Raw genomic sequence first — 14,137 nt, forward strand, 5'->3', positions numbered from 1 at the left:
TTCTTTATATGAATATTGTATTTACCGAGTGCGGTGTTATCAGGCAATGTTCAAATGCCCAGGAAGCCAAACTATTTACAGTGAACCTGTGGCAGATCAATTTATTTCATTCGGGATGAAATTGCGTTTCATCTGATTACCTTTATTTTCAGGAAGCTGTTTTGTGACCGTTAAACGACCTGTTTCCAGAAGCCTGGCTCGGGCTTTTTTTTCGATAGTGTTGTTGTCCGTTTTCACCAGCGCCATCGCGCTGCTGACGCTTGCCAGCAGTCAGCGTGACGCCGAGGCCATTAACATTGCGGGCTCACTGCGAATGCAGAGCTATCGCCTGGGCTACGAAATGCAGCGGGCAAGCCCGGAGCTGCAAAAACACCGTCAGTCCTGGCAACAAACGCTGAGTGCGCCCGCGCTGCAAAAGCTCGACCGCTGGTACGTGCCGGACAACGTTAAACAACGCTACCAACAGTTGCATCTTGCCTGGCAAGAGATGGACCGGCAGATAGCAAACGGGGACACCGCCTGGTATCAGACGCATATTCAGGACTTTGTCGGCCGTATCGACGCCTTTGTGCTGGCGCTTCAGCACTATACGGAACACAAGATCCAGCTGGTTATCCTGATTTCGCTTGCCGGTGGGCTGGGTATTTTACTGCTCGCCCTCATTACCCTGCGGGGCATCCGCCGTCAGGTTGTGGCACCGCTGAACCATCTGGTTGAGGCGAGTGAACGTATTGAACAGGGCGATTTCAGTACCCCTGTCTCTAATACCCACCTGCCTAATGAGCTGGGCCAATTATCCCGCGCGTTCAACCATATGTCGGCAGAGCTGCACTCGCTGTATCGTTCTCTGGAACACTCGGTTGCGGAAAAAACCCAACATCTTAATGAAGCCCACCAGCAGCTCGAAATGTTATTTAAGTGTTCACAGGCACTGAATACCGGCCAGATAGACAGCCACTGCTTCCGCCATATTTTGCAGATTGTGCATGAGTACACGCAGATGAGTTATCTGGAGCTGCGCACCAGCGACGACTGGCAGCTTTGCGAAGGCAGTGAGCAGGAGGCACTTAAGATGCAAAATCTGCCGGTGCTGATGCAGGATACCCTTTACGGCGAGCTGCGCTGGCAAAGCGAAACCGGGGCGGTTCTGGTACCGCTGATGAAAAGCGTGGCCACGATGCTGGGGCGCGGGCTTTACTTCAACCAGGCGCAAAAACATTATCAACAGCTGCTGTTAATGGAGGAGCGCGCCACCATCGCTCGCGAGCTGCACGATTCGCTGGCGCAGGTGCTCTCTTATTTACGTATCCAGCTGACGTTGCTCAGGCACGCCGTGCCGGAAGAGAACGCCCCGGCGCAAACCATTATTTCTGACTTTTCCCGCGAGCTAAACAATGCGTGGCATCAGCTGCGCGAGCTGCTTACCACCTTCCGCCTGACGCTTAACCACGCCAACCTGCCGGGGGCGTTACAGGAGTCGCTGGATAGCTTACAAAGCCAGACGCAGGCCAGACTGATCCTCGACTGCCGTCTGTCTTCGCTGGCGCTGGATGCGCAAAAACAGGTGCACCTGTTACAGATAGTCCGTGAGGCGGTGCTGAATGCCATTAAACATGCCCAGGCGAGCGAGATAACCGTCAGCTGTGTGACCGCCACTGACGGTACGCACAGCGTGAATATTCGCGATAACGGGATTGGTATTGGCGAGGCAAGCGAGCCGCCAGGACACTACGGGCTGAACATTATGCGCGAACGCGCAGGCAGGCTGGGCGGCACCCTGCACTTTTCTCAGCCGCCGAATGGCGGAACCCAGGTCAGCGTAACATTCAGAACGCCGATGAGCCTTGCGGGTAAATAACGGTAAATTAAAGACTATTGTCACTCTCATGCCACTGTCATGCGTGATACTTGCCGTTACGCCTGCGGGGAGCAACGCTGTAAAAGGGCATGATAATTTACAATATCTCCTTTATTTCTCCACGTTTGGCTCTCGCCTTACCGCTAGAGTGATGCGGGCAATATACAATAATGACGTGCTGCAAAAAGAGGTCACATTTTCATGGCGAATTTCTTTATCGATCGCCCCATTTTTGCCTGGGTGCTGGCAATTATTTTGTGTCTGACTGGCGTCCTGGCAATTACTTCACTTCCTGTTGAGCAATATCCCGATCTGGCACCGCCAAACGTACGTATCACGGCAAACTACCCTGGTGCGTCGGCACAGACGCTGGAAAATACCGTGACGCAGGTCGTCGAGCAGAACATGACCGGTCTCGATAACCTGATGTACATGTCCTCACAAAGTAGCGCCACCGGGCAGGCGACGGTCACCCTGAGTTTTACCGCCGGTACGGACCCGGATGAAGCCGTCCAGCAGGTACAAAACCAGCTGCAATCGGCCATGCGTAAGCTGCCTCAGGCAGTTCAGAACCAGGGGGTCACGGTACGTAAAACCGGTGATACCAACATTCTGACCATTGCGTTTGTCTCCACCGATGGTTCAATGGATAAGCAGGATATTGCGGACTACGTTGCCAGTAATATTCAGGATCCTATTAGCCGTATCAACGGGGTCGGCGATATCGATGCCTACGGCTCGCAATATTCCATGCGCATCTGGCTGGATCCCAACAAGCTGAACAGCTTCCAGATGACCGCGACAGACGTCACCGACGCCATCAAATCCCAGAACGCCCAAATCGCCGTCGGGCAACTGGGCGGAACCCCTTCTGTTGATAAGCAGGCGCTGAACGCCACCATCAACTCGCAGTCGCTGCTGCAAACGCCTGACCAGTTCCGCAATATTACGCTGCGCGTGAATCAGGACGGCTCTGAAGTACGCCTGGGGGATGTCGCCACGGTAGAAATGGGGGCGGAAAAGTATGACTACCTGAGCCGCTTTAACGGCAATCAGGCGTCCGGCCTGGGGATTAAACTGGCGTCCGGGGCGAACGAAATGGCCACCGCGAAGCTGGTACTGGATCGTCTGGACGAGCTTTCGCAGTATTTCCCGCACGGGCTGGAGTACAAAGTCGCCTACGAAACAACTTCCTTCGTGAAGGCCTCAATTGAGGACGTGGTGAAAACCCTGCTCGAAGCCATCGCGCTGGTGTTCCTGGTGATGTATCTGTTCCTGCAAAACTTCCGCGCCACGCTTATCCCGACCATTGCAGTGCCGGTGGTGCTGCTGGGTACTTTCGCGGTGCTTTACACGTTTGGCTACAGTATCAACACCCTGACCATGTTTGCGATGGTGCTGGCGATAGGCCTGCTGGTGGATGACGCCATCGTGGTGGTCGAAAACGTCGAGCGAATCATGAGTGAGGAAGGGCTTTCGCCGCGTGACGCCACGCGTAAATCGATGGGACAAATTCAGGGCGCGCTGGTGGGTATCGCGATGGTGCTCTCGGCGGTATTCATTCCGATGGCGTTCTTTGGCGGCACAACCGGTGCAATTTATCGCCAGTTCTCCATCACCATCGTTTCGGCAATGGTGCTTTCGGTGCTGGTGGCGATGATCCTCACCCCGGCCTTATGCTCCACGATCCTCAAACCGCTGCATAAAGGTGAACATCACGGCCAGAAAGGTTTCTTCGGCTGGTTTAACCGCATGTTTAACCGTAACGCGGCACGTTATGAAGCAGGTGTTGGCCGGGTGCTGCACCGAAGCCTGCGCTGGATGATGATTTACGTGGTGCTGCTGGGCGGAATGGTCTGGCTGTTCCTGCATCTGCCCACGTCATTCCTGCCGATGGAAGACCGCGGTATGTTCACCACATCCGTGCAGCTGCCCAGCGGGGCAACACAACAGCAGACGCTGAAAGTGGTCGAAAAGGTTGAGCACTACTTCTTCACCAAAGAGAAAGACAACGTGGTGTCGGTGTTTTCAACCGTCGGCTCCGGGCCTGGCGGCAACGGTCAAAACGTGGCGCGCATGTTCGTGCGCCTGAAAGACTGGGATGAGCGCGACACGAAAACGGGCACGTCGTTTGCCATTATCGAACGCGCCACCAAAGCGTTTAATAAAATTAAGGAAGCGCGCGTCTTTGCCAGCAGCCCACCGGCCATCAGCGGGCTGGGTAGCTCCGCCGGGTTTGATATGGAGCTTCAGGACCATGCCGGTGCCGGACACACGGCCTTAATGGCCGCGCGTGACCAGTTGCTTGAACTGGCAGGTAAAGACGCCACCCTGACCCGTGTTCGTCATAACGGCCTTGATGACAGCCCGCAGCTCCAGGTCGATATTGACCAGCGTAAGGCGCAGGCGTTGGGTGTTTCCATCGACGATATTAACGACACGCTGCAAACGGCGTGGGGTTCCAGCTACGTGAACGACTTTATGGACAGAGGACGTGTGAAAAAGGTTTACGTCCAGTCCGATGCGCAGTTCCGAATGTTGCCGGATGATATCAACCGCTGGTTTGTGCGTAACAATGCCGGCAGCATGGTGCCCTTCTCTGCTTTCTCCAGCTCGCACTGGGAAAGTGGCTCTCCGCGCCTGGAGCGTTACGATGGTTATTCGGCGGTAGAAATAGTCGGTGAAGCCGCACCGGGCGTCAGTACAGGGACCGCGATGGACACCATGGAAAAACTGGTGCAGCAGCTCCCGAGCGGGTTTGGTCTTGAGTGGACGGCGATGTCTTACCAGGAAAGGCTCTCTGGTGCCCAGGCCCCTGCCCTTTATGCACTCTCGCTGCTGGTGGTCTTCCTCTGCCTGGCCGCTCTCTATGAAAGCTGGTCTGTGCCGTTCTCCGTCATGCTGGTTGTACCGCTTGGCGTGATTGGTGCCCTGCTGGCAACCTGGATGCGCGGGCTGGAAAACGATGTCTACTTCCAGGTCGGGTTGCTCACCGTGATTGGCTTGTCCGCGAAAAACGCCATTCTGATTGTTGAGTTTGCCAACGAGATGAATGCCAAAGGCCACGATCTGATGTCGGCCACGCTGCACGCCTGCCGTCAGCGTTTACGCCCGATCCTGATGACGTCACTGGCGTTTGTGTTCGGCGTCTTGCCGATGGCGACCAGCTCAGGCGCAGGCTCCAGCAGCCAACATGCGGTCGGGACAGGCGTGATGGGCGGCATGATTTCAGCCACCATCCTGGCCATCTATTTTGTTCCGCTGTTCTTTGTGCTGGTGCGTCGGCGCTTCCCGCTGAAGGCGCGTCCTGAATAACGCAATGTAACCTACCTGAAATAATTCGGGTTGTATGGCGGGCAGTGTGCAGATCATGCCATATGAAAGGTATAAAAAAGGCGGCTCTTAAGGCCGCCTTTTTATTGTGTGATTAATTCACACTATGGTTATTTTAGTTATTTTAGTGCTCTTGCAATTTCTGCTGAAAGTCATTTACGAAGCATACCTTCGATAAAATCTTTCCAGTTCCCCAGTTCACGTTCAATCATAACTACCTCTCTTATTATTATGCGCATTCTACGTAAACCCATCATCACTGTGAAGACATTTTAACCAATTACTGTGATAAGCCCCGCTTCTCATCAGGACTTAGGCTAAATATGAGCGCAGAGCCTTAAATTTTATGTGACCAATAGCAATATTTTGAAATAACCATACGGGCGGGTGAGAATTAAATTAATCGCTGACTTTATTAGGAATTTAAATAATATGGACATCTATGCTTAAATGATGAAAGAATATTCAGCTTACAGGTGTGAGTTGAATTAAGAAGAATTGTAAATCAGCGATATCCTGAATGTGTTATATTCCATTTAAGGATATATCTTCGAAATAATTGAACGTTTACTCATCATAAGAACAAAAGGATTCAACATGGTTGTGATGTACGGCATTAAAAATTGCGACACCATCAAAAAAGCACGCCGCTGGCTGGAAACCCACGGTGTGGAGTATCGTTTTCATGATTACCGCGCCGACGGTCTTGATGCAGAATTTCTGCATACCGCCATCGGTGAACTGGGCTGGGAAGCACTGCTGAATACCCGGGGCACCACCTGGAGAAAACTGGACGAATCGCTGCGTGCCAGTATCAACGATGCGACCAGCGCGGCCAAACTAATGCTGGAAATGCCAGCAATTATCAAACGCCCATTGCTCTGCGCGCCCGGGCAGCCTATGCTGCTGGGCTTTAGTGATTCTCTTTATCAGACTTTTTTCGTTGAGGTGTAGTCTATGTCATGCCCGGTCATTGAGCTGACTCAGCAGCTTATTCGCCGTCCTTCCCTCAGCCCGGACGACGCAGGTTGTCAGGCATTAATGATTGAGCGCCTGCGTGCGATCGGTTTTACCGTCGAACGTATGGATTTTGGCGATACGCAGAACTTCTGGGCCTGGCGCGGCCAGGGTGAAACGCTGGCCTTTGCCGGGCATACCGATGTGGTACCCGCCGGGGATGCAGACCGCTGGATCAACCCACCGTTCGAACCGACTATCCGCGACGGAATGCTGTTTGGCCGTGGCGCGGCAGACATGAAAGGCTCGCTGGCGGCAATGGTCGTTGCAGCAGAGCGCTTTGTTGCCCAGCACCCGAACCATAAAAACCGCCTCGCGTTTCTGATCACCTCTGACGAAGAAGCCAGCGCGCACAATGGTACCGTGAAGGTCGTTGAAGCGCTGATGGCGCGTAACGAGCGCCTGGATTACTGCCTGGTGGGTGAGCCATCCAGCACCGAAGTGGTCGGTGATGTGGTGAAAAATGGCCGTCGTGGCTCGCTGACCTGTAATCTGACCATTCATGGCGTCCAGGGGCATGTTGCTTATCCGCACCTTGCTGACAACCCTGTTCACCGTGCCGCGCCGATGCTGAATGAGCTGGTCGCGATTGAGTGGGATAAAGGCAATGAATTCTTCCCGCCGACCAGTATGCAGATTGCCAACGTGCAGGCTGGCACGGGCAGCAACAACGTCATTCCGGGTGATTTTTACGTGCAGTTCAACTTCCGCTTCAGCACCGAGTTGACCGACGAGATGATCAAAGCCCGCGTCGTGGCGCTGCTGGAAAAATATTCACTGCGCTACACCGTCGACTGGTGGCTTTCGGGTCAGCCATTCCTGACGCAGCGCGGGAAACTGGTGGATGCGGTGGTGAACGCTATCGCGCACTATAATGAAATAAAGCCACAACTGTTGACGACCGGCGGAACATCCGACGGGCGCTTTATCGCCCGGATGGGTGCGCAGGTTGTAGAACTGGGCCCGGTGAATGCCACCATTCATAAAATTAATGAATGTGTAAATGCGGCAGATTTGCAGCTGTTGGCCCGCATGTATCAACGTATCATGGAGCAACTCGTCGCCTGACGATTGCTCTGAGAAGGAATAGCGAATGGACTGGCTGGCAAAATATTGGTGGATCCTGGTGTTGGTTTTTTTGGTCGGCGTGTTACTCAACGTCATTAAAGATCTGAAACGTGTTGACCATAAAAAGTTCCTTGCTAACAAGCCGGAACTCCCGCCACACCGTGATTTTAACGACAAATGGGATGATGACGACAACTGGCCGAACAAAGACCAGAAGAAGTAATCCTCTCAATCTCAGCGCTCTCCCTTGTGGGCAGAGCGCTGAATTTCATCACATAAACTCGACTATATCGTCGTCATTCGGCTTACCGCCGCTCAGCGCTTCATCGAAGTAGTGCTTCGGCACGGTATAGCGCAAATGGTCGAGCGCAAACTGCATACTGCGATCGTCAATAGCGTGGCCCAGATCATCAACGATATCCAGCGTCACATCACCGCCACCGCGGATCAGGGCTTCCTGCGCGGCTACCGCATGAGAAAGCTCAATCACCCGGTCTTCGCCACCGTGAATAAGGTGGATAGTGGTCTGTGTGGTGGCGCTTTGCGGTAAGGTGGCAAAGCGGCCGTTAAAGGCGATCACACGGGATACCAGTCCTGGCTGCGCTTTGACGCTCTCAAGGGACATAATCGACCCCTGAGAGAAACCGATAAGCGCAGTGGCCTCAGCGCCCACACCGCTCTCTTGCTGCCAGTAGCGAACCGTTTCAATAAAGGTTGGCATAATGGCATCAATACGCGCCTGACGATTCTCCTCGGTCACGCCCTGCACGGAGAACCACTGCCGTCCGTTCGGGCCGCACGGCTCAACACCGCCGACACTGATAATCATCGCGTCCGGGAAAAGCGGCGCGAACCAGCTGCCAATCTGACCCATATTGGCGGCATTATCACCCACACCATGAAACAGAAGCAGTAGCTGTTTAGCCGGTTTGTCAGGACGTTGAACAACAAAATGGTCGTGTTTCATGGCGGTCTCCTTAATTGATGACCTGGATTCTACGCCTCTCGGGGGTAATGACCATGCCACTTTACTGAAGAAGTCATTGAAAAAATTGCCATTGCAAAACGTCGCGCTTCAGCCGCTGGCAGCGCCCGGAGTCCAGATATTCCAGCATCTGCGCCGTTTCAGCGCGAAGCGTGACCAGTAGCGCTTTTCGCCCGCTGAGCGCCAGTTCAGCACTGAGCGTGGCATCATCCTTTCGCCCTTCGATTTTGCCGCGCAGCGCCGGGAGCGGGGCTTCAACCGTCAGCAACAGACGCGTTAAGGCGGCCACTGATGTGGAAAAGGGCCGATGGGCAAAGGCAAACCCTGCCAGCTCCAGCCAGTCGTCATCATTAAGGGTAGCTTCCCAGCGCTCTTCCACTGGGATCTGTTCCGCATTCCAGGCCGACAGCACGCGTGCATCCCGGCAAAGCCGTCGATGCGCCTTAGCGCAGAGCTGATGCCCCGCGTCGCTTAATGGCAGTAACGCCATCGCCGTATAACAGCCGCTGCTGGCCTCGCGGTGGCTGCCCATTCGTACCAGCACAAAACCGCACTGCTGCCAGAAATGCCAAAGTTCTTCGGTGTAGCCAAAACTGACCGACAGGTAATCCTGATGCGCGTGCTGTTTTGCACTGTGAATAAGCGCGTGTCCGATGCCTTCGCGCTGGCGAGCAGGGTGGACGGCAATTCGGGTGACCCGTCTGCCCATGAGCGTGGCAGCCAGAGGAGAGCCGCCATGTGCGGCAAGAGACTGGGCGACAAGGTTACCGCGTGGGCGCCGAAATCCCGCCCAGACGGCCTGGCTAAGCCCGATCGTTAACCCGCCCTCATCCACCAGCCACAACGCCCCGGCGATGGCATCATCGGTTTCTGCCACTGTAAAATGCTGACCCGGCGCGTCCATCATGCGGCGTAAATCAAGCGGAGAGGTACGGTAATGTGCCGCGCATAACAGTTCATACACGCTGGCGGTTAATTCCGGATGGCTTTCCCACGCCTGAGGCTCTAACGCCCTGATGCGCACCGCGCCTTTGGGAACACGATCAATAAGCGCGTCATCAAACAGCAAGGCTTTTGCGACGACTCGCTCCAGCGGGCAGCCTGCCGCCCAGCGGATCGGGGTGGATAACGTAAAGCGCTGCAACCCGCTAAACCGGGCGCAGAATTTCAGTAAAAAGCCCCTGCCCGTTCCTTCGTAGCCCTGAACGGTGGTAGTGAGCAATACGCGGGGGAAACGTCGCACCAGCTTTTCAAGGAGTGGACCCGGAATGGCTGCTGCTTCATCAACGATCAGCCAGTCGGCCTGAACGCGGGAGGCCAGCAGTGCATCCGGAGCCATAAAGCGATAGTTATCACCGGCAAAGCGGGCGATGACGTCCGTTGCCCCTTTGGCGGGCGCGGTCACAATGGCGCTACCGGCTATGCTGTTCAGGAGCATCCCCGCAAGGGCGGATTTCCCGCGCCCACGCGCTGCCGTGACGGCAGCAACACCCTCTTTCATCGCCAGAAGTTGTGTCAGGATCGCAGCCTGTTCACGCTGCGGCTCACCGTTAGCCGCAAGCCAGTCGTGCGACGGGGGAAGTGGGCTGAGATGCAATGGCAGGTGCTGCTGCCATAACACCACATCCGGGTCGGCCGCGATGACCCGGCTAAAATGATGAACAAAATGCGGGGTGGCGATGGGATCTGCGCTGTCGCTCCAGCGCAGAGAGTCGGCGTCTGACCGCTCTGCCCAGGTGGAAAGCGGCGACAGAAGTAATACCAGCAGGCTACCGGCACGTAACGTGCCGCTCAGCGCGGCAAAAGCCGATACGTCAAAGCCGCTGCGGGCATCAAAGATGGCATGAAGAAACTCCCGCCCCAGCAGCCCGCTTAACGCATCAGGCACGCTGTGCGGCTCAACCGGCGCATGTTGCCCCACCCACAGCCAGTCTCCCCGCAGCTGTTCGCGTAAGGCCAGCGCCTGCTCCTTCGTCCAGTTTTGGTCACCGCTCAGCACCACCAGGTGACGATGCCCCCGGCGCTGTAGCTGGCCAGTCAGACGTTCAAAAGGCATGTCTTACAGTGCTTTGCCGAAGGTATTACATTGCGCCGGATCGCCGCTGGCGAAACCGCGCTTAAACCAGGTGTAGCGCTGTTCGGATGTCCCGTGCGTGAAGCTGTCCGGCACGACACGGCCCTGGCTTTGCTGCTGGAGACGATCGTCGCCAATGGCCTGCGCGGCGTTTAACGCCTCTTCTAAATCACCTGCTTCCAGCACACCTTGCTGTTGCATACTGTGGCCCCAGACCCCCGCGAAGCAGTCTGCCTGCAACTCCATACGCACGGAGAGGCGGTTCACTTCCGCCTGAGAGGCATTTTGTTGCAGCTGGCGGACTTTCGGTTCAATTCCCAGCAGTTTTTGCACGTGATGCCCCACTTCGTGGGCAATGACATAGCCCTGGGCAAAATCGCCATCGGCGCCCAGCTTGCGTTTCATGTCATCGTAGAAAGAGAGGTCAATATAGACGGTGCTGTCAGCCGGGCAGTAGAAAGGCCCCATCACCGACTGGCCGGTGCCGCATCCGGTGCGTGTCGCACCGCGGTACATCACCAGTTTTGGCTGTTGATAGGTACGCCCCATCTTGTCGAAAAGCTGGCCCCAGGTATCTTCCGTGGTCGCCAGAATCACAGAGGTGAATTTAGCGGCTTCATCTTCATTCGGGCTGATGGAGCGCTGAGTTTGTTGCTGCTGTTGTAACGGTTCCCCGGTCATTAAACCGGTAAGATCGACGCCGTAATAGCCCGCAACCAGCACGATGACCAGCAAAATAATGCCGCCCTTCCCGCCCGGTAAACGGAAACCGGGGCCCCCCATCATCGGGCCACCGCCGCCGCTGCTGCGCCTGTCTTCTACATTGTCACTTTCACGACGCCCTTGCCAGCGCATAACCACCTCGAACTATTCCATTAACAATAGCTATGATCGTAGGCGGTTAACGGCAAGATTACCATAGGAAACAAAGGTAAGACGCCAAAGGATGCGTACATCCTTTGGCAGAGGCAGGGATTAGTCGAGCTTAACGCCTAAACGATGAGCAACCGCTTCATAGGCTTCAATCAGGCCACCCAGGCTCTGACGGAAACGGTCTTTGTCCATTTTATCCAGCGTTTCTTTGTCCCACAGACGGCTGCCGTCCGGAGAAAATTCATCGCCAAGCACCACTTCGCCTTTGAACAGACCGAATTCCAGTTTGAAGTCGACCAGGATCAGGCCAGCATCATCAAACAGTTTTTTCAGCACGTCGTTGGCTTTGTAGGTCAGCTCTTTCATGCGCGCCAGGTTCTCTTTGTTCACCCAGCCGAAGGTTTCGCAGTAAGAGTCGTTGACCATCGGGTCGTGCATTTCATCGTTTTTCAGGAACAGGTCGAACAACGGCGGGTTCAACTCGATACCTTCTTCAATGCCGAGACGCTTCACCAGGGAGCCCGCGGCACGGTTACGCACAACACACTCAACCGGCACCATATCCAGTTTTTTCACCAGACATTCCGTGTCGGACAGCAACGCTTCCATCTGAGTAGGAATGCCCGCTTCGGCCAGTTTGGTCATAATGAAATGGTTGAACTTGTTGTTTACCATGCCTTTACGGTCGAACTGCTCAATGCGCGCGCCATCCCCTGCTGACGTATCATTGCGGAATTCGAGCACCAACAGATCCGGGTTTTCCGTGCTGTATACGGTTTTCGCTTTGCCACGATACAACTCAGCTTGCTTCTGCATCTTCATTACTCCTGGTGTGATGATTTGTGTTCAAAACTGGGGATATTATGCCACGCACACGTTTGCGTAGCACTAAAATAAAAAGGGCTGGATTAACCAGCCCTCTTTTTTATTTGCTGAATGCAGCCTGGAAGACCGCGACCAGCGCATCATTCTGCGACTGGGTCAGCGTGTGACCTTTCGGATCAATAAACTGCAGACTACTGCGGTTATCGAGGTCACCTACCTGAATTTTGTAGTCGCCCGCGGCCAGATCTGGATCGTGTGCGCCCAGTTCCTGCCATGCGCTATCGGACAGCGGCTTGTAGGTTGCCGTCATGCTACCCGTTGAGCGGGTGCTGTCGGTCACTTTCATGCCCACTTTTTCAAGTGTTGCTGGCAGGCGCTGCCAGGTCTGGTTAAACGGTGCACGCACCACCAGCATTGGCAGACCGGTATCATCTGCGGCGCTTTGAACGTCGAAGGTTGCACCGTTGCGGCTCTGCGCGGCGTTAGCAGCGTCGGTCGCATTTTTGTCCAGCCCGGACGCGATAACGTTCAGCATTTCGGTGCTGTAACGCTGCATTGAGGAAGGATCGGCAACCGGCTTACCAGCCTGCTCCAGGTTCAGCAGTTTAACAGTAACAGCCTGCTGGTAACCCTGAGGTTTAACGGAGACTTGATAACGACCACGGTACTGCTGATCTTCATCCAGACGGTTCCAGTCAACCCAGTCAGTAGTTAACGTCTGACTGGCGTCATCGCGTTTCGCAATCGTGTAGTTCTTCGACTGAATCACGCTAACGACCTGCGGCCATAACGTATTGTTACGACCGTTTTCAACCATCAGAGAAGCCGTATCACCGGTAAACTGGGTACGAGCCCCGCTCACCAGAGCCAGAGGCTGAGCTGGCGGACGAATATCGAGCGCTTTACCGACCTGACCACTCCCGTTGGTCACGGGGATATTATAATCGCCGTTCTGAATCGGCAGGATCATTCCCGCGGGTGCGTGAAGTTCAGCAAGCGGTGTCGCTTCCAGATAGGATTCATCACCGCTCACCTGGCGCTTGTAGCGTGAATCTGAGCTACAGGCAGCGAGCAGCATAACAAGCGAAACACTCGCAACCTTCGCCAGGCGCGACTTCTGTACTGAATAAGCCATCAAATCTCCCTAAACTTTACAGCAAACCGGCATGTTTCAGCGCTGCTGCAACGATTTCGCGACCGTGGTCGGTAATCGGTGTCATTGGCAGACGCAACGTGTCGGTCGCTACAAGTCCCAATTCCTTACAAGCCCATTTCACTGGGATCGGATTGGGTTCGACAAATAATTTATTGTGCAACGGCATCAGACGCTGGTTAATCACGCGAGCTTCATCGAAATGACCGGCCGCAGCCAGTTTGCACATTTCGGCCATATCACGTGCCGCAACGTTAGCGGTTACGGAAATCACGCCATGGCCACCCAGCTGCATAAAGTCCAGCGAGGTCGCATCATCACCGCTCAGCAGGATAAAGTCATCTGAAACCAGCTCTTTGATCTGGTGAACACGACTTAAGTTCCCGGTCGCTTCTTTAATCCCGATAATATTTTTTACTTTCGAGAGGCGGCCAACTGTTTCCGGCAGCATATCGCACCCGGTACGGGACGGCACATTATACAGAATTTGTGGCAAGTCAGTATGTTCAGCGATGGCTTTGAAATGCTGGAACAGACCTTCCTGAGTAGGACGGTTGTAATATGGCGTTACCGTCAGACAGCCAACAATGCCGCTGTCGTTAAAACGTTTGGTCAGGCTGATAGCTTCTGCAGTTGCGTTAGCCCCCGTTCCTGCGATGACCGGAATACGTCCATCGGCCAGCTCCAGGGTCAGCATAACCACATCGCCGTGCTCTTCATGGCTCAGCGTTGCAGATTCACCGGTAGTCCCTACCGAAACGATCGCCGAGGTTCCATTGGCGACATGGTAATCAATGAGCTTCTTCATGCTTGACCGGCAGACATTACCTTTTTCATCCATCGGTGTAACAAGCGCGACAATACTTCCCGTGAACATGGGCCATCCTCTGTGCGAACAAGAGCCTCAATGTTACGTTTGGAACTGTAATAAAAGCAAGCGACCTGAGGCTC

The 14,137-nt window shown here is 54.7% G+C and carries 12 protein-coding genes; 5 read left to right on the forward strand and 7 right to left on the reverse strand.

What is annotated here, in order from left to right:
* Nucleotides 1–163 precede the first annotated feature (163 nt).
* Both narQ and acrD read left to right on the forward strand, forming a co-directional pair.
* Nucleotides 164–1,858 carry a nitrate/nitrite two-component system sensor histidine kinase NarQ gene (gene narQ / locus N1249_RS15790; protein WP_259830903.1) on the forward strand — a complete coding sequence of 565 codons (1,695 nt, stop codon included), beginning with the start codon at nucleotides 164–166 and terminating at the stop codon, nucleotides 1,856–1,858.
* Between the two features lie 201 nt (nucleotides 1,859–2,059).
* Entirely contained in the window at nucleotides 2,060–5,173 is a 3,114-nt protein-coding gene (gene acrD, locus N1249_RS15795) for a multidrug efflux RND transporter permease AcrD (RefSeq protein WP_259830904.1), read from the forward strand.
* Between the two features lie 170 nt (nucleotides 5,174–5,343).
* Here the strand turns inward: acrD and ypfM are convergent, their stop codons facing one another.
* Nucleotides 5,344–5,403: a protein YpfM gene (gene ypfM, locus N1249_RS15800; protein WP_015572204.1), complete on the reverse strand. Its 60-nt coding sequence runs from the start codon at nucleotides 5,401–5,403 to the stop codon at nucleotides 5,344–5,346.
* A 385-nt stretch (nucleotides 5,404–5,788) separates the two neighbouring features.
* On the opposite strand from ypfM, the gene N1249_RS15805 reads away from it, so the two are divergent.
* The 3 genes from N1249_RS15805 to N1249_RS15815 are packed head-to-tail and all read left to right on the forward strand — an operon-like array spanning nucleotide 5,789 to nucleotide 7,499.
* A complete protein-coding gene (locus tag N1249_RS15805; RefSeq protein ID WP_259830912.1) occupies nucleotides 5,789–6,145 on the forward strand; it encodes an ArsC family reductase in 357 nt (118 codons plus the stop codon).
* A 3-nt stretch (nucleotides 6,146–6,148) separates the two neighbouring features.
* Nucleotides 6,149–7,276, forward strand: a complete 1,128-nt coding sequence (gene dapE / locus N1249_RS15810; RefSeq protein ID WP_259830914.1) for a succinyl-diaminopimelate desuccinylase — start codon at nucleotides 6,149–6,151, stop codon at nucleotides 7,274–7,276.
* A gap of 25 nt (nucleotides 7,277–7,301) precedes the next feature.
* Nucleotides 7,302–7,499: a YpfN family protein gene (locus N1249_RS15815; protein ID WP_014071278.1), complete on the forward strand. Its 198-nt coding sequence runs from the start codon at nucleotides 7,302–7,304 to the stop codon at nucleotides 7,497–7,499.
* Nucleotides 7,500–7,547: 48 nt separating this feature from the next.
* On the opposite strand, the gene ypfH is transcribed toward N1249_RS15815, so the two are convergent.
* The 6 genes from ypfH to dapA form a co-directional block, all read right to left on the reverse strand.
* On the reverse strand, nucleotides 7,548–8,243 hold the full coding sequence (gene ypfH / locus N1249_RS15820) for an esterase (RefSeq protein WP_217187393.1): 696 nt from the start codon (nucleotides 8,241–8,243) through the stop codon (nucleotides 7,548–7,550).
* A gap of 73 nt (nucleotides 8,244–8,316) precedes the next feature.
* Nucleotides 8,317–10,317, reverse strand: coding sequence for a tRNA(Met) cytidine acetyltransferase TmcA (locus tag N1249_RS15825; protein ID WP_259830917.1), 2,001 nt, complete (start codon nucleotides 10,315–10,317; stop codon nucleotides 8,317–8,319).
* A 3-nt stretch (nucleotides 10,318–10,320) separates the two neighbouring features.
* A complete protein-coding gene (locus N1249_RS15830) occupies nucleotides 10,321–11,190 on the reverse strand; it encodes a neutral zinc metallopeptidase (RefSeq protein ID WP_259830919.1) in 870 nt (289 codons plus the stop codon).
* Between the two features lie 120 nt (nucleotides 11,191–11,310).
* Entirely contained in the window at nucleotides 11,311–12,024 is a 714-nt protein-coding gene (purC, locus tag N1249_RS15835) for a phosphoribosylaminoimidazolesuccinocarboxamide synthase (RefSeq protein ID WP_259830921.1), read from the reverse strand.
* A 109-nt stretch (nucleotides 12,025–12,133) separates the two neighbouring features.
* Nucleotides 12,134–13,168: an outer membrane protein assembly factor BamC gene (bamC, locus tag N1249_RS15840; RefSeq protein WP_259830923.1), complete on the reverse strand. Its 1,035-nt coding sequence runs from the start codon at nucleotides 13,166–13,168 to the stop codon at nucleotides 12,134–12,136.
* 16 nt (nucleotides 13,169–13,184) lie between these two features.
* Nucleotides 13,185–14,063 (reverse strand): 4-hydroxy-tetrahydrodipicolinate synthase, encoded by an 879-nt coding sequence (dapA, locus tag N1249_RS15845; RefSeq protein WP_014071284.1) that lies wholly within the window; start codon nucleotides 14,061–14,063, stop codon nucleotides 13,185–13,187.
* Between the last annotated feature and the right edge of the window lie 74 nt (nucleotides 14,064–14,137).

This window comes from Enterobacter sp. CP102 (genome assembly GCF_025152625.1).
Taxonomy (GTDB): domain Bacteria; phylum Pseudomonadota; class Gammaproteobacteria; order Enterobacterales; family Enterobacteriaceae; genus Enterobacter; species Enterobacter soli.